Genomic DNA, 16,130 nt, shown 5'->3' on the forward strand with positions numbered 1-16,130 from the left:
CAGGCGGGTCCGGCACATCGGAAGGGTGCCGCATCCTCGCGCGGGCGGGGTCCTTAGGCCCGGGCCGCGGGCGGGCCGGGCCGCGCGTGCCGGCCTGAGGAGGGCTGCGGGGTGCCTTAGAAGACCCGCGCCGTTGCCCTAGCTCGTGGGCGCTGCCTACGGCGTGCCTTGGGGGCGGGTGAACTGTTCGCGGAGGTGGCCGGCGAGCGCCTTCAGTTGGCGGTTCGTGCGGTCGGTGCGCCAGACCAGGCCCAGTTGGGACGGGTCGTCGAGCCCGTCGACCGTCAGGTAGCGGACGTCGCTGCGGGTGGTGCGTTCGCTCAGCGGGCGGCAGATCAGCATGCCGTGCTCGCCGGTGGCGACGCGGGCCAGGCCCTCGTGGACGGTGGTGATCCCGGTGGTGGACCTGATGGGGGTGCCGGCGGGGGTGGCGTGCGGCACCTGCGCCGTCATCCAGTAGTCGGGGGCGTCCCCGACGGGCCGCAGCAGGTCCAGCGACCCCAGTTCCTCGACGTCGACGCGGTCCGCCGCGGCGAGCGGGTGGGAGTCCGCGACGGCCAGCAGCCGGTCCTGCGGAGGGAAGCGGAATCCGGTGGTCAGGGCGGGCTCGTGGACGGGCAGTTCGACGACGACGGCGTCGAGCCGGCCGCCGAGCACGGCGGTGAAGGGCGAGCCCCAGGGGATCTCGCTCAGCTCCATCGACACGTCCTCCTCGGCGCGCAGCCGCCGGAACGCCTCGGTGACCTCCTCGTACACGCTGCCGTGGAAGCCGATCTGCAGCCGGCACAGGGCGCCCCTGCGGGCCCGCTCCCGGGCACCGGTGAGCGCGGCGTCCAGCGCGTCGTAGGCCGGTCGCACCTCGTCGACGAACTGGGCGCCGAACCGGCTGAGCGCGACGCGGCGGCTGGTGCGGTCGACCAGCCGGACCCCGACGCGGCGTTCGAGGGCGCCGACGAGTTGGCTCACCCGGCTCTGCGAGCAGCCCAGACGGGCGGCGGTACGGCCGAAGTGCAGCTCTTCGGCGAGGACGAAGAGGCACTCCAACTCCTGCACGTGGACCTGGTTCATCGCGTTCTCCCCGCACTCCACCGATCGATCACTCCAGCTCATCGAAGCCTGAGAAGATCGGCGTTGTTCCCGCCCCGGGGCGCTGCTTGGTTGGAAGGCATGGAATCCCCCGCATCCCTCCCCGACGCCAACGCCGGTCCAACGCGCACCACAGCGTGGCAATGGCTGTCGGTCACCGTGCTCGCGCTCGCCACCTTCGTCGTCGTCACCTCGGAGATGCTGCCGATCGGCGTGCTGACGCCGATGGCCGACGGCCTGGGGATCAGTCGGGGGGCGGCCGGTTCGAGCCTGACCGTCACCGGTCTGGTGGCCGCCGTGGCCGCCCCCACGGTGCCCCGACTGCTGGGCGCGCTCGATCGACGCGTGGTGCTCGCCGCCGCGATGGTGGTGGTGGCCGCGGGCAACGCCTTGACCGCGGTGGCGGACGACTTCGGCCTGCTGGTGGTCGCCCGGGTGATCCTCGGCATCGGGATGGGGGCGGTGTGGGGCCTCGCGTCCGCGGTCGCGCCCCGGCTCGTGGCACCGCGCAACGCCGCGTTGGCCGTGTCCCTCGCGATCGGTGGGGTCGCGGCGGCGTCGGTCGTCGGCGTGCCGCTGGGCACGCTGGTCAGCAACGCCTTCGGGTGGCGTGCGGCCTTCGGCGCGCTCGCCGTCTGCGCGGTGGCGCTCGCCGCCGCGCTGCTGCTGGCGCTGCCCCGGCTGCCCCGCCCGTCGGCGCCGACCGTCGCCGCCGACGGCGCGGACGCGGCGTCCCCGCTGCGCATCCGGCCGGTGCGGGTCGGGCTGGTCCTGATCCTGTTCCTGGTCTCCGCGCACTTCGCGGCGTACACCTACGCACGGCCCGTCCTGGAGGAGCGGACCGGGCTGACGCCGGGCGCCATCGCCGCGTTCCTGCTCGTGTACGGGCTCTTCGGACTGGTCGGCAACTTCGCGGCCGGCGCCCTCGCGGCGCGGCGTGCCCGCGGCACGGTGCTGGCCCTGACGGTCGGCGTCGGCGCGGCGATCGCGCTCCTCGCGCTCTTCGGCCGGTGGTCGGTGCCGACCGGCGTCGGCATCGCGCTGTGGGGCGTGGCGTACGGCGGGCTCTCGGTGGCCGGCCAGATCTGGATGACCCGCTCGGCGCCCCACCGCGTCGAGCAGGTGACCGGGATCTACGTGGGCGTCTTCACCGCCGCCATCGCCCTCGGTGCCTTCCTCGGCGGCACCGTGGTGGAGGCGTTCGGCATCACGGCGCTGCTGTGGAGCGCCGCGGGGCTCACGGCAGCGGCGCTCGTCGTGGGACTGCTCGGCGGCGGCCGGACTCCCTCGACCAACCCGACCGTACTCACTACCTCGGCCGCACCGGGTGCCCCGATCGTCCCGACCACCCCCGCCGCCTCGACTAACACCACCGTCCCAAGCACCCCGACCGCCTTGACTGACACGACCGTCCCGAGCACGCCGACCACCCCCACCGGTCGGAAGCCCTGCGCCGCTGCCGCGCCGCGCGATTGAGCCCGGGCCGGGTGCTCAGCCGGCGGAACGCCCGCCCGCGGCGGTCCATACGTACGGCGTCGTGGTGCTGAGCACCCGGAACCCGAGCCGTTCCAGGATCGGTCGGCTCTGGTCGCTCGCGTCCACCTGGAGGTAGCGGTACCCCCGCTCGGCGGCGATCTTCGCGCGATGGGCGACCAGCGCCCGGTAGATGCCCCGGCCGCGCCACTCGGGGTGCGTACCGCCGCCCCACAGGCTGGCGAACCCGGTGCCGACGTGCAGGTCCATCCGGGCCGAGCACACCGGCACCTCGCCGGCCACCGCCACGGCCATCACCGTGGTGTCGCTGCCGAGCTGCCGAAGGAGCTGTCGTTCCATCTCGGCGTGGACCCGCCCGAACGCCAACTCGTTGACCTGGGTCATCAGCCGTACGCCCGCCGCGTCGCTGACGTCGTCGATCCGCACGCCGTCCGGAAGGGGTGCCTCCGTGGGCAGTTCGGCGATCTCGGCCACCATCAGGGTCTCCTCGGGCTCGGGCACGAAGCCCGCAGCGAGCAGTCGCCCCGCGAGGTCGGCGGGCCGGTCGTGGGAGTACAGCTTCCACTCGAAGTCCCGCCCGAGGGCGTCGAAGTGCGCCGTCTCGGCGGCGATCGCCGCGTCCGCCGTGCCCTCGTCGAGGTCGGACCACAGGACGCCGTTCCAGTCGGGTGCGGTCGCCCGCACGACGTCACCGACGCGTTCGACGCGGGTGCCGGGGGTGTCGTCGACGAAGCCGCGGCGGAGTTCCGCGTCGAACTGGGCAAGCACTTCAGTGTGGTCCATCCGCCCATTGCATCAGCCGGCGACCGGACTGACCACCGGGTTTTCCCGGCTCAGCGAGGGCTCTCAGCCGGTGCTCTGCGAGCCGTCGCGCAGCTCGCGCCACTCGGGCGCCAGCACCGACCAGACCTCCATGTCGTGCCGGACGCCGCGGTGCTCGTACGACTCGCGCAGGACCCCGTCCCGGCGCATCCCGAGCCGCTGGGCGACGTTCACGCTGGGGGTGTTCCCCGAGGCGACGACCCATTCGACCCGGTGCACCCCGCGCACCCGGACCGCCCAGTCCACGAGGACCGTGACCGACTGGGTGACCAGTCCGCGGCCGACCGCGGCGGGCTCCAGCCAGCAGCCCACCTCGCAGGTGCCGCCGGCGGCGTCGAGGGAGACGAAGAGGACGCCGCCGACGAGGGTGCCGTCCAGCCAGATGCCGTAGATCCTGCCGCCGTCGGCGGCCTGTCGGTCGGCGTACGACTGGAGGAGCGCGCGGGCGGAGGCGAGGTCCGCGGCCCGGTCGGCGAAGGAGATGAACTGCCCGACGAAGTCCCGACCGCGGTCCATGTGGGCGAGGAACTCCTCCGCACGCCACGGCTCCAGGGGTCGCAGTTCCGCCGTCTCGCCGTCCCGCGCCGTCAGGGGTATCGCAAACATCGTCGTCCTCGCTCCTTCACGCGTGCACGCGTGCTGAGTCCGTGCCGTGGTGCACGCACTGGGTCAGGTCAGCGCCGTCCGGCGGTGCGCCGTTCGTGGTGCTGCTCTGGGATCTTCGCATGCGCCCGGCACTCGGGCCGTTCGATGCTGATCCGCGGCAGCCGTCGGTCCAGCCAGCCCGGCAGCCACCAGTTCGCCCCGCCGAGCATGTGCATGAGGGCCGGGACCAGGAGGGTGCGGAGCACGAAGGCGTCCAGGGCGACCGCCGCGGCGAGCGCGATGCCGAACATCGCGATCACCCGGTCCCCGCTGAGGACGAAGGCGAGGAAGACCGAGATCATGATGACGGCCGCGGAGTTGATCACCCGGCTGGTCTCGGCGAGGCCCACCCGCACGGCCCGCCGGTTGTCGCGGGTCTCCAGCCACTCCTCATACATCCGGCTGACCAGGAAGACCTGGTAGTCCATGGAGAGTCCGAAGAGCACGGAGACCATGATGACCGGCAGGAACGGCTCGATCGGGCCCGCCCTGCCCAGTCCGAGCAGTTCGCTCCCCCACCCCCACTGGAAGATCGCGACGACGACCCCGAAGGACGAGGCGACGGCGGCCACGTTCATCGCCGCGGCCTTCAGCGGGATGCCGATCGAGCGGAAGGCGAGCAACAGCAGCAGACAGCCGAAGGCGATCACCGAGCCCACGAAGAGCGGCAACTTGCCGACGATCACCTCCGCGAAGTCGTCGTAGCCGGCCGTCACCCCGCCGACGTGGACCTTCAGCGAGCTGCCCTCGGCGGCCTTCGGGAGCAGCTCGCCGCGCAGCCGGTCGACCAGTTCGCTGGTGGCCTCGGCCTGCGGCGCCGAGTCGGGGACGACCGTGAGCACCGCCGTGTCCCCGCTGCTGTTGTACGAGACCGGGCCGACCGAGGCGACGCCGTCCGCGCCGCGCAGCGCCTGCGGCAGCCCGTCCATGGCCACCCGCTGGGCGGCGCCGTCGAGCCGGGCGACCAGCGTGAGCGGACCGTTGACGCCGGGGCCGAAGCCGCCGCCCGAGCCCTCGGGCTGTCCGGGGCCGCCGTGCGCCAGCAGGTCGTACGCCTTGCGGGTGGTGCTGGACGCCGGGTTGTTGCCCTGGTCGGAGGTGCCGAGGTGGAGGGAGAGCGCGGGCAGCGCGAGCACCGCCATCACCACCAGGGCGACGGCGCCGAGCAGCTTCGGGCGGCGCTCCACGAAGGCCGACCAGCGGGCCGCGAACCCGGTCGGCACCTCCGGCTGGGGCCCCGATTCGCGCAGCCGCCGCCGCTCGCGCCCGCCGAGCGCGCGGTCCCCGATGTACGACAGGAGCGCGGGCAGCAGCGTCACCGAAGCGGCCACCGTGAGCACGACCGTGAGGCAGGCGGCGATCGCGACGCCGTTGAGGAAGCTGAGGCGGAGCATCAGCATTCCGAGCAGCGCGATGCACACGGTGGCGCCGGCGAAGACGACGGCGCGCCCCGTCGTCGCCACCGCGTTCTGCGCGGCCCGCGGGACGGTGAGGCCCGCGCGCAGCCCCTTGCGGTGCCGGGTGACGATGAACAGGGCGTAGTCGATCCCCACCCCCAGCCCGATCAGCATCCCGAGCATGGGGGCGAAGTCGGCGACGGTCATGAGGTGGCCGAGCAGGACGGTGCCGGCGTACGCCGTGCCGACCGAGACGACCGCGGTGGCTATTGGGAGCAGGCTGGCGACGAGGGAGCCGAAGGCCAGGAAGAGGACGACGGCGGCGACGGCCACGCCGACGACTTCGGCGAGGTGGCCCGGGGACGAGTCGAAGAGTCCGACGGCCGGGCCGCCCAGCTCCACCTGGACGCCGTCCGTCTGCGCCGCCTTCGCGGTCTTCAGCACGGCGTCGACGTGGGACTGCGGCACGGAGTCCGGCTGTTGGTCGAAGGTGACGGTGGCGTAGGCCGTACGTCCGTCGGGGCTGATCCGGCTGGCGCCGTCGGTCGCGTACGGGCTGCTCACGGCGGCCACCGACGGCAGCTCGGCGACCTCGTCGAGCATTGCGGAGAGCCGCTCCTGCACGTCGGGCGCGCGGACGGTGCCCCGCTCCGTGTGCCACACGACGGTGTCGCCCTCGCCGCTCTGGCCGCGGAAGCCCTCCTCGATCAGCGCGGTGGCGCGACCGGACTCGGTGCCGGGGACCTCGTAGTCGCTGGAGTAGGCGGAGCCGACCGCGCCCGCCGCAGTGACGACGCCCGCGCAGACGAACAACCAGATGAGGACGGTGGCGAGTCGGTGCTTGACGCACCACCGGGCGATGGCTGCCAACGGACGTGCTCCCTGGTGGTTCGTGGATCTTGATCGGGAACAGCCCGAAAAGAACTCAATGAACGCTCGGCCCCTGCGGTGACACTCTCGCAGCCAAACGTGATCGTTTGTCCCTTTGGGGCTCTTTCGTGGCCTTACTCACAACCGGTGCGCGCTCGCCGGCACGCACCCGGCACGGGCGGGCCGCGCCCCGCGGCTCATCCGGAGACGCTGGGCCGCCCGTTCTCGATGTGCCCCATCAGCCTGCGGCGGAACGCCGGATCCCGATCCGCGGTGACCTCCAGGTCGTACCAGCCTCGGGCGTCGGCCGCCGAGTGCACGACGGTGCGGCTGCGCCCCGGCTTCACCCTGATGGTGCGCGTCCAGTCAGCGAGGTCGGCGTCGTCCACGTATGCCAGTGGGCGGACGGTGAAGGTGACGGAGGCGGTGCCGGTGTTGCGCAGGACGAGGTGCAGATCGCGGTCGTGGTGGTCGACGGCGGTGGCCACCTCCGGGCCGCGGGCGCGCGCCGTGCTGCCGGAGAACTCCCGGCGGAAGCCGTTGGGCCCGGTGACGGTGAAGCGGTACGCGCCCCCGGTGACGCCGGCGAGCGGCACCTTCCACCGCGCCGCACCCCGCACGTCCCGGTGCTGGGGCCCGGCGAACTCCCCCGCGTACGGATGGAGCGCCAGGTGCACGCTCGACCGCCCCGCGTTGGTCACGGTGAGTTCGAAGGCGTCGCCCGCGATCCGGCCGTGGGCGTCCGGCTGGTACGGCAGCGGGCGGGCCGGCCGGTTGCCCGGCTCCTGCCGCGGCATCCGCTGCACCTGCGGCGGCTTCGGCCGCCACCGCTCGCTGAAGGGCGGCACGGCGCCGGGCGGCTCGACTTCGGGGCCCGGCCGGGTGCGCCGGAAGTCGAACGCGGACGTCAGGTCGCCGACGACGGTGCGCCGCCAGGCGCCGATGTTCGGCTCCCGCACCCCGGTCCAGCGCTCCAGGAAGCGCACCACGGAGGTGTGGTCGAAGACCTCGGAGCAGACGTAGCCGCCGACGGACCAGGGCGAGACGACGAGCATCGGCACCCGGACGCCGAGCCCGGTGGGCCGGCCCTGCCACCACTCGGCCGTGACCTCGGGCGGCGCGACGGGCGGCGGCACGTGGTCGAAGAAGCCGTCGTTCTCGTCGTAGGTGATCAGCAGCACGGTGCGCCGCCACACCTCGGGGTGGCGGCCGAGCGCGTCCAGCACCTTGTAGACGATCGAGGCGCTGTGGGCGGGCGAGGAGACGCTCGGGTGCTCGGAGTCGACGGCCGACGGCACCAGGTACGACACCTCCGGCAGCGCGCCGTCGGCCACGTCCCGGGCGAACTCCTCGGCCAGCGTCCCCGTCGGCACCCGGCGCAGCCCCCGCTCGAACAGGCTCCGCCGCTGCTCGTCGAGGTCGGCGACGCCGTCTTCCAGCAGGGCCAGCAGCCGCGCCCGCTCGGCCTCGTGGGGCGCGGCGCGGACGGCGGCGTAGAAGGACTCCATGTAGGTGTGGCCGCCGGTCTTGGCGAGGGCGGCGCGGGCGACGTCCTTGAAGGCGGTGAAGAACTCGATCTGGTTGTCGGTGAAGTTCTCCCACTCCGTGTACGTCTTCCAGCTCCGCCCCGCCCGCTCCAGGCGCTCGGCGTACGTGGTCCAGCCGTAGCCGGGGTGAGTGGCCTCGTCGTACGCGTCGTTGCCGACGGCCCGCGCGCCGCCGGCCTCGAAGCCCGTCCAGCCGCTCCACAGGTGGTTGCGGTTGGGGCTGGTGGAGCTGTGGATGGAGGAGTGGTACGCGTCGCAGACGGTGAAGGTGTCCGCGAGCTCGTAGTGCAGGGGGAGGTCGCGGCGGTCGTAGTACGCCATGGTGGCGGCGGACTTCGCGGCGACCCAGCCGTTCATCCACCCGCCGCCCCACGCCTTGGCGCCGCCGCTGAAGGAGTGGTCGAGCGCGCCTATGTACTGGAGGTCGCGCTGCTGGGCCTCGGCGGCTTCGCGCACGGAGAAGGGCAGCACGGCGCCGCCGCCGGGGGCGGGCTGCTCGAAGACGGTGCCGCCGGTGGGCAGCGTCACGGCGTTGCGGTCGCCGAAGCCCCGCACGCCGCGGAGGGTGCCGAAGTAGTGGTCGAAGGAACGGTTCTCCTGCATCAGCACCACGACGTGCTGGACCTCGTCGAGGCCGCCGCGGTCCGCCGGGGGCTCGGCGGCGAGCGCGGTGCGCAGCGAGGGCGGCAGGAACGACCCGACGGTGGAGGCGGCGACGGCGGACGCGCCGACGACCCCGCTGACGGCGAGGAGCCGACGGCGGGAGACGTCGCGCGGGGCGTCGCGTGAGGCGTCGCGTGACGCTTCGGCGGGTGGTGTTGCCTGGTGCCGCGTACTGCCCGTGTTGTTGTCCGGGGTGTCCGTGTGATCCGTGGACACGTGATCTCCTCCATGGTCCGGTGCCGCAGCCGACGTTACGCGGGGCGGATGACCCCGCGGCGTCCCGCGCAGAACGGCACGGTGAACACGCGTGGCGCCGAGGGGCCGCGGATGCCGCGGGCACGGTGGGTGCAGTGGGTGCAGTGGGAATGATCCCCGGGAATGTGCGAATGGACTAGCCGAACGGGCGTCGCCTTGGTGCATATGCACTACTCCTGACGTAACGTCAATTCACTCTGCACGAAGGGCGACCGGGCAGGAAGCGCCCGATCGACCACTCGTCAGGGCACGGCCGGATTAACCCCGGGACCGTTGTCGGTAACGACTGGCACGATGGCCTCATGGAGACGATGGGGACCAACCAGCCGATCCTGGATCCGTACGCCGCCGCCGAGTTGGCCCGGCTGCTGCACGACTCCCCCGGCGGTTTCCTCGGCCGCGAACCGGTCCCGGTGCACGCCTTCGCCCCCGGCGCCTCCCTGCACGAGCGCCGTGAGTCCTTCGCCGAGGTGTACGGCACGATCGTGGCCCGCATCGGCGAGCCGACGCTGTACGGCGGCTCGGTGTACGGCCCCAACGTCCGCTGGCGCAGCGCCGAGCGGACAGTCCTGCTCCACTGCGCCGGCCATTGGGCCCTGCTCTCCGCCCACCACACGGAGTCCCTGGAGGCCGCCGAGGACCGCTCGTTCGCCTGGAGCGGCCCCTGGGCGGCGACCGAGCCGCACGAGTTCGACCTGCTGCCGTACGTCTGGCAACTGGACCGCGGCGGCCCGGGCGAGCAGCCGGCCGAGCGCCCCGCCGGCCGGATGGCCTCCTGCCTGGAACACTTCGAGGCCGCGCTGGAGTTGATGTTGGCGGCCTGGGTCGAGCAGCTGCCGGTGCAGGTCGGCTGCGACTGGGCCGGTTTCACCCTGACCAGCAGCGCCGACCGCGGCCGGCGCCTCCAGGTCTCGTACGCGCTGGAGGACGGCCTCCACGTCTCCGTCGACGACCGCGACGGCGAGGACACCCCGGAGCGCTCCGCCCTGATGCGCTCCCGCGGCTGGCAGTCCCGCGACAGCGGCTGGTGGCAGGCGGAGTTCCCCGCCCCGGAGCGCCCGGACACCTCGGAAGCGGCCCGCCTCACCCTGACCGAACTCCGCGCCCGCGGCACCCGCGCCCCGAAGGAACTCCGCGCGCGCGACGTCAGCTGCAAGGACCGCGGCGAACTGCTCCTCCCCGGCCTCGGCATACGGCACTAGGGTCCGCAGTGGCCACGACGCGAGGGGCGGCCCCCACCCAGTGGTGGGGACCGCCCCTCGCGCGTACCGAAACCGGCGCGTACCGAATCCCGCGCGTACCGAAACCCGGCCGCCGTACGGCTCAGCCTTCGCTGACGCCCAGCTTCTCCAGGATCAGCTCCTTGACGCGCGCCGCGTCCGCCTGTCCGCGGGTGGCCTTCATGACCGCGCCCACGAGCGCACCCGCCGCCGCCACCTTGCCGCCGCGGATCTTGTCCGCGACCGCCGCGTTCTGGGCGATGGCCTCGTCGACGGCCGCCCCGAGCGCACCGTCGTCGGACACGACCTTCAGGCCGCGCTTGTCGACGACGGCGTCCGGGTCGCCCTCGCCCGCGAGCACGCCCTCGATGACCTGGCGGGCCAGCTTGTCGTTGAGGTCGCCCGTCGCCACCAGCTCGGCGACCCGGGCCACCTGCGCCGGCGTGATTGGCAGCTCGTCGAGCCCGCGACCGGACTCGTTGGCGTGCCGGGCCAGCTCGCCCATCCACCACTTGCGCGCCTGGTCGGCCGGGGCGCCGGCGTCCGCCGTGGCGACGATCAGGTCGACCGCCCCGGCGTTCAGGATCGACTGCATGTCGTGCGCGGAGACCCCCCACTCCTCACGGAGCCGGTTGCGGCGCACCCGCGGCAGCTCGGGCAGCGTGGCCCGCAGCTCCTCGACCCACGCGCGGGCCGGGGCGACCGGTACGAGGTCGGGCTCCGGGAAGTACCGGTAGTCCTCGGCCTCCTCCTTCACCCGGCCGGACGTCGTGGAGCCGTCGTCCTCGTGGAAGTGCCGGGTCTCCTGGACGATCTTCCCGCCCGACTCCAGCACGGCGGCGTGCCGCTGGATCTCGTACGTCGCCGCCCGCTCGACCGAGCGCAGCGAGTTGACGTTCTTGGTCTCGGAGCGGGTGCCGAACGTCGACGAGCCCTTCGGCATCAGCGACAGGTTCACGTCGCACCGCATCTGGCCCATCTCCATGCGCGCGTCGGAGACCCCGAGCGCCCGGATCAGCTCCCGCAGCTCGGCGACGTACGCCCGGGCGACCTCGGGCGCGCGCTCGCCCGCTCCGACGATCGGCTTGGTGACGATCTCGATGAGCGGGATGCCGGCGCGGTTGTAGTCCAGCAGGGAGTGGGACGCGCCGTGGATGCGGCCGGTGGCACCGCCGACGTGCGTCGACTTGCCGGTGTCCTCCTCCATGTGGGCGCGCTCGATCTCCACGCGGAAGACCTCGCCGTCCTCCAGCTGCACGTCGAGGTAGCCGTTGAAGGCGATCGGCTCGTCGTACTGGGAGGTCTGGAAGTTCTTCGGCATGTCCGGATAGAAGTAGTTCTTCCGGGCGAAGCGGCACCACTCGGCGATCTCGCAGTTCAGCGCGAGGCCGATCTTGATGGCGGACTCGACGCCGATCGCGTTGACGACCGGGAGCGACCCGGGCAGCCCGAGACAGGTCGGGCACGTCTGCGCATTGGGCTCGGCGCCCAGCTCCGTGGAGCAGCCGCAGAACATCTTGGTCTTCGTACCGAGTTCGACGTGGACCTCAAGGCCCATGACGGGGTCGTACTCGGCGAGCGCCGCCTCGTACGACACCAGTTCAGTGACGGTCACAGTAGAAACTTTCCCTCTCAGCCCAGCAGGACGTCGTCGTCGCCGATGCGCTTGAGCTCGCGCACCAGCAGGGCGATGCCGGTGACGATGGCGGCCCCGGTGATCACGGCGTCGACCAGCCGCAGCGTGTCGTGCTCGCTACGGGCCTTCTGCACCTGCTTGGCGACCCCGACCGCGCCGAACGCCGTCGTGCCGATGGACAGGTACGTGCCCGCCTTGGACTTCTTGAAGCCCTTGGCCTTGCTCAGTGCGTTCACAGGGACGGTGCCTCCTCCAGGAGTGGGTGACCCCACTTTTCCACGAACGCGGCCTCGACGGCGGCGCCGACCTTGTAAAGCCGGTCGTCCTTCATGGCCGGGGCGATGATCTGCAGACCGACCGGGAGGCCGTCCTCGGGCGCGAGGCCGCAGGGCAGCGACATGGCGGCGTTGCCCGCCAGGTTGGTCGGAATGGTGCACACGTCGGCGAGGTACATCGCCATCGGGTCGTCGGCCCGCTCCCCGATCGGGAACGCGGTCGTCGGCGTCGCCGGCGAGACGATCACGTCGACCTGCTCGAAGGCCGCCTCGAACTCCTGCTTGATCAGGGTCCGGACCTTCTGGGCGCTGCCGTAGTACGCGTCGTAGTAGCCGGAGCTGAGGGCGTACGTGCCGAGCATGATCCGACGCTTGACCTCGTCGCCGAAGCCGGCCTCGCGGGTCAGCGCGGTGACCTCCTCGGCGGACTTCGTGCCGTCGTCGCCGACGCGCAGGCCGTACCGCATGGCGTCGAAGCGCGCGAGGTTCGAGGAGCACTCGGACGGCGCGATGAGGTAGTACGCCGACAGGGCGAGGTCGAAGGACGGGCAGTCCAGCTCGACGACCTCGGCGCCGAGCTCCTTCAGCAGGGTGACGGCCTCGTCGAAGCGCTGGACGACGCCGGCCTGGTAGCCCTCGCCGCGGAACTGCTTGACGACGCCGACGCGCATGCCCGAAACGCTGCCGTTGCGGGCGGCCTCGACGACCGGGGGCACCGGGGCGTCGATGGACGTCGAGTCCAACGGGTCGTGGCCCGCGATGACCTCGTGCAGCAGCGCCGCGTCCAGCACCGTGCGGGCGCAGGGCCCGCCCTGGTCGAGCGAGGACGAGAAGGCGACCATGCCGTAGCGGGAGACTCCGCCGTACGTGGGCTTGACGCCGACCGTACCGGTGACGGCGGCGGGCTGGCGGATCGAGCCGCCGGTGTCCGTGCCGATCGCCAGCGGGGCCTCGTACGCGGCGAGCGCGGCGCTGGAGCCGCCGCCGGAGCCGCCGGGGATCCGGGTGAGGTCCCAGGGGTTGCCCGTGACGCCGTACGCGCTGTTCTCGGTCGACGAACCCATGGCGAACTCGTCCATGTTCGTCTTGCCGAGGATGACGACGTCCGCTTCCTTCAGCTTGCGCGTGAGGGTGGCGTCGTACGGCGGGATCCAGCCTTCGAGGATCTTCGAGCCGACGGTCGTCGGGATGCCCTCGGTGGTGAAGATGTCCTTGAGCGCGAGCGGGACGCCCGCGAGGGGGCCCAGCTTCTCGCCGGCGGCGCGCTTGGCGTCCACGGCGCGGGCCTGCGCGAGGGCGCCCTCCCGGTCGACGTGCAGGAAGGCGTGCACCTTCTCGTCGACGGCGGCGATCCGAGCCAGGTGGGCCTCGGTGACCTCGACGGCGGTCAGCTCGCCGGAGGCGATCTTCGCGGCGATCTCGGCCGCGGTGAGCTTGATGATGTCCGTCATGACGTTCAGTCCTCCCCCAGGATCTGCGGCACCTTGAAGCGCTGCTGCTCCTGGGCCGGGGCGCCGGAGAGCGCCTGCTCGGGCGTGAGCGACGGACGGACCTCGTCGGCACGCATGACGTTCGTCAGCGGCAGAGGGTGGGAGGTCGGGGGTACGTCCTGGTCGGCGACCTCTGCGACACGGGCGACCGCGCCGATGATGTCGTCGAGCTGACCTGCGAAGTGATCGAGTTCCTCGCCGGACAACTCCAGACGTGCCAGCCGGGCGAGGTGGGCGACCTCCTCGCGCGTGATGCCAGGCATGCGGAGATCCTCATCAGGGTGAGTGTTGGTGTTTGGCCCAATCCTATGGGTCCCCCCCACCCCGGCACGAAACGGCCGCCCCCCGTCGCTCACGTAGGGGCCCCGTGCCCGTACGTCAGGGGCGCGGGGAACTGCGCGACAAGCCCACCACCGGCCCGCGGACGGGCTACGGTCCGAGCCCACAACGGCGCGCCCCCGCACCCACACCACCCGCCAGCGCGAGCGTCACCGCACTGCACGCCCCGAAGGCTCCCCCGTCTCCAGATCCGGCGACGGCCGCACCGCACCCGCCGGAGCCGAAGGACCCGAGGCAACCGAAGCACCAGGCGCAGCCGCAACCGCGGAAGCCGCCCCCTGCTCCGGCCGCACCCCGTCCCGCTGCCGGTGCCAGCCCCGCTCCCCGCGCGCCCGCAGCCACGCCGTCGTCTCCTGCGGCGGCATCGCCGCGGCGACCAGCCACCCCTGGACCGCGTCGCACCCCAGGTCCCGCAGCCGCTCCCACGTCTCGTCGTCCTCCACGCCCTCCGCGACGACCAGCAGCCCCAGCGAGTGGGCGAGGTCGACGGTGCAGCGCACGATCTCCGCGTCCTGGGCGTCGACGGCCAGCCGCGCCACGAAGGAACGGTCGATCTTCAGCTCGCTCACCGGCAGCCGGCGGAGGTGGACGAGCGAGGAGTAGCCCGTGCCGAAGTCGTCGAGCGACATGCGCACGCCGTGGTCGCAGAGCCCCGCGAGGGTGTCCGCGGCCCGCTGCGGGTCCTCCAGCAGCACGTGCTCCGTTATCTCCAGCTGGAGCGCGCCCGCGGGCACCCCGTGCCGCGCCAGCCGCGCGGCGACGGAGCCGGCGAACCCGGGAGTGTGGACGTCCCGGGGCGACACGTTGACCGCCACCGGCACCTTCAGCCCTTGCGACCGCCACTTCGCCACCTGCGCGAGCGCGGTCTCCAGGACGTACTCGGTGAGGTGCGGCATCAGCCCGGAGGACTCGGCGATGGCGATGAACTCGTCGGGCGGGACGCGTCCGCGCTCCGGGTGCACCCAGCGGACCAGCGCCTCAAGCCCGGCGACCTGGCCGTCGAACCGGACCTTCGGCTGGTAGTGCAGCTCCACCTCGTGCGCGTCCAGTGCCCGCCGCAGGTCTCCGAGGAGCCCGAGGCGGTCGGGTGTGTTGCTGTCCCGCTTGGACTCGTACACCTCCACGCCCGTCCGGTCCCGCTTGGCCTGGTACATCGCCACGTCGGCCCGGCGCAGCAGGCCCTCGGCGTCCAGCGCGTGGTCGGGGAAGACGGCGACCCCGGCACTGGCCTCCAGCACGAGGGTGAGCCCGTCGAGGTCGAGCGGCGAGGAGAGCTCAGCGGCGAGTTGCCGGGCGACGCGCTGCGCGCTGGTGATGGAGTCCGCCGTCGGCAGCAGTACGGCGAACTCGTCGCCGCCGAGCCGCGCGGCCTCCGCACCGCGCGGCAGCGCCTGCCGCAGCCGCTGGGCTATCTGCAGCAGCAGCCGGTCGCCGGCGAGGTGCCCGAGCGTGTCGTTGACGGAACGGAAGCGGTCGAGGTCGATCAGGACGAGCGCGGCGCGCGTGCCCTGGCCCTCCGCGTCCTCCAACGCCGTCCAGGTGCGCTCCAGTAGCCACTGCCGGTTCGGCAACCCGGTGAGCGGGTCCCTCAGTTGCTCCTCCGCCCTGGCCCGGGCGATCCACAGCGTGGAGTCCAGCGCGATCAGCGGTACCGCGAACAGCGGCAGCAGCAACGGCCGGGAGACGGCGACCACGCAGATCAGGGGCGCGATCCCGAGGAGCGCGACGGACACCAGCCCCTGTCGGATCAGGGCGGTGCGGGCGATCGTCGGCAGCCCGCTGCTCTGCGGCGCGAGCACGTACCACAACAGCAGTCGGGTGACCAGGAGATAGGTGACGGCGGCGAGCAGGACTTCCAGCGCGGCCCCGATCCCCCAGTCGAGTGGGGACCAGGGCCGTTCGACGCTGGGCATGCGGTCGAAGAAGGACAGGACGAGGGCCGCCGTGCCGACTCCGAGCACGTCGACGGAGCCGTGCAGCGCGCCGTGGCGCCACCGGTGCCGCCGGGCGGAGCCGACCAGGGTGACGACGGCCAGGCTCACCAACCCGGCCGGCACCCAGCCGTACAGCAGGAGCACGGCGAGGGTGAGCGCCGCACCCGAACCCGTACCGCCCCACCAGCGGTCGCGCCCCATGGCGACCAGATGGGCGACGACGATGCCGGTGAGCACCGCGAGCGACCAGCCGGCGGTGGAGCCGGGGAACAGCGCCCGGCCTTCCTGCACCGCGGTGAAGACGCCGGTGCCCATGACGAGCGCCGCGCCGGCGGCCACGGCGACGGGCAGCCCCGGTGACATGCCCGCGAGCCCACTGGCGAGGGCCGCCGCGTACCCCCGGGGCCGCGGGACCGGGGCGGCGCTCTCAGTCCGTTCCATTCCCGTCCCTCTCACA

The 16,130-nt window shown here is 72.8% G+C and carries 12 protein-coding genes; 2 read left to right on the forward strand and 10 right to left on the reverse strand.

Annotation, left to right across the window (positions count from 1 at the left end):
- Positions 1-156: 156 nt before the first annotated feature.
- Complete coding sequence (locus tag ABZ842_RS14995) at positions 157-1,068, reverse strand: LysR family transcriptional regulator (protein ID WP_361536993.1); 912 nt, start codon at positions 1,066-1,068, stop codon at positions 157-159.
- A 99-nt stretch (positions 1,069-1,167) separates the two neighbouring features.
- Here ABZ842_RS14995 and ABZ842_RS15000 point away from each other — a divergent pair, with 99 nt between their 5' ends.
- Entirely contained in the window at positions 1,168-2,562 is a 1,395-nt protein-coding gene (locus ABZ842_RS15000; protein ID WP_361536995.1) for an MFS transporter, read from the forward strand.
- A 15-nt stretch (positions 2,563-2,577) separates the two neighbouring features.
- Here the strand turns inward: ABZ842_RS15000 and ABZ842_RS15005 are convergent, their stop codons facing one another.
- The 4 genes from ABZ842_RS15005 to ABZ842_RS15020 form a co-directional block, all read right to left on the reverse strand.
- Entirely contained in the window at positions 2,578-3,363 is a 786-nt protein-coding gene (locus tag ABZ842_RS15005) for a GNAT family N-acetyltransferase (RefSeq protein WP_361536997.1), read from the reverse strand.
- A gap of 63 nt (positions 3,364-3,426) precedes the next feature.
- On the reverse strand, positions 3,427-4,008 hold the full coding sequence (locus ABZ842_RS15010) for a GNAT family protein (protein ID WP_361536999.1): 582 nt from the start codon (positions 4,006-4,008) through the stop codon (positions 3,427-3,429).
- A gap of 68 nt (positions 4,009-4,076) precedes the next feature.
- Positions 4,077-6,314 carry an MMPL family transporter gene (locus tag ABZ842_RS15015; RefSeq protein ID WP_361537001.1) on the reverse strand — a complete coding sequence of 746 codons (2,238 nt, stop codon included), beginning with the start codon at positions 6,312-6,314 and terminating at the stop codon, positions 4,077-4,079.
- Positions 6,315-6,511: 197 nt separating this feature from the next.
- A complete protein-coding gene (locus ABZ842_RS15020; RefSeq protein ID WP_361537003.1) occupies positions 6,512-8,740 on the reverse strand; it encodes a phosphocholine-specific phospholipase C in 2,229 nt (742 codons plus the stop codon).
- Positions 8,741-9,081: 341 nt separating this feature from the next.
- Between ABZ842_RS15020 and ABZ842_RS15025 the strand changes: the two genes are divergently transcribed.
- Positions 9,082-9,981 carry a hypothetical protein gene (locus tag ABZ842_RS15025; protein WP_361537005.1) on the forward strand — a complete coding sequence of 300 codons (900 nt, stop codon included), beginning with the start codon at positions 9,082-9,084 and terminating at the stop codon, positions 9,979-9,981.
- A gap of 121 nt (positions 9,982-10,102) precedes the next feature.
- On the opposite strand, the gene gatB is transcribed toward ABZ842_RS15025, so the two are convergent.
- The 5 genes from gatB to ABZ842_RS15050 form a co-directional block, all read right to left on the reverse strand.
- Positions 10,103-11,614, reverse strand: a complete 1,512-nt coding sequence (gatB, locus tag ABZ842_RS15030; protein WP_361537007.1) for an Asp-tRNA(Asn)/Glu-tRNA(Gln) amidotransferase subunit GatB — start codon at positions 11,612-11,614, stop codon at positions 10,103-10,105.
- A 17-nt stretch (positions 11,615-11,631) separates the two neighbouring features.
- A complete protein-coding gene (locus tag ABZ842_RS15035) occupies positions 11,632-11,871 on the reverse strand; it encodes a hypothetical protein (RefSeq protein WP_361537009.1) in 240 nt (79 codons plus the stop codon).
- Positions 11,868-13,361: an Asp-tRNA(Asn)/Glu-tRNA(Gln) amidotransferase subunit GatA gene (gene gatA / locus ABZ842_RS15040; protein ID WP_361537011.1), complete on the reverse strand. Its 1,494-nt coding sequence runs from the start codon at positions 13,359-13,361 to the stop codon at positions 11,868-11,870. The genes ABZ842_RS15035 and gatA overlap by 4 nt, the downstream gene beginning before the upstream one ends.
- Positions 13,362-13,366: 5 nt before the next feature.
- Positions 13,367-13,663, reverse strand: coding sequence for an Asp-tRNA(Asn)/Glu-tRNA(Gln) amidotransferase subunit GatC (gene gatC / locus ABZ842_RS15045; protein WP_018845281.1), 297 nt, complete (start codon positions 13,661-13,663; stop codon positions 13,367-13,369).
- Positions 13,664-13,888: 225 nt separating this feature from the next.
- The gene (locus ABZ842_RS15050) at positions 13,889-16,036 is read right to left on the reverse strand and encodes a bifunctional diguanylate cyclase/phosphodiesterase (protein WP_361537236.1); all 2,148 of its coding nucleotides are present in this window, start codon (positions 16,034-16,036) and stop codon (positions 13,889-13,891) included.
- Positions 16,037-16,130 lie beyond the last annotated feature (94 nt).

This window comes from Streptomyces sp. NPDC047315 (assembly GCF_040643215.1).
In the GTDB taxonomy this organism is placed as follows: domain Bacteria; phylum Actinomycetota; class Actinomycetes; order Streptomycetales; family Streptomycetaceae; genus Streptomyces.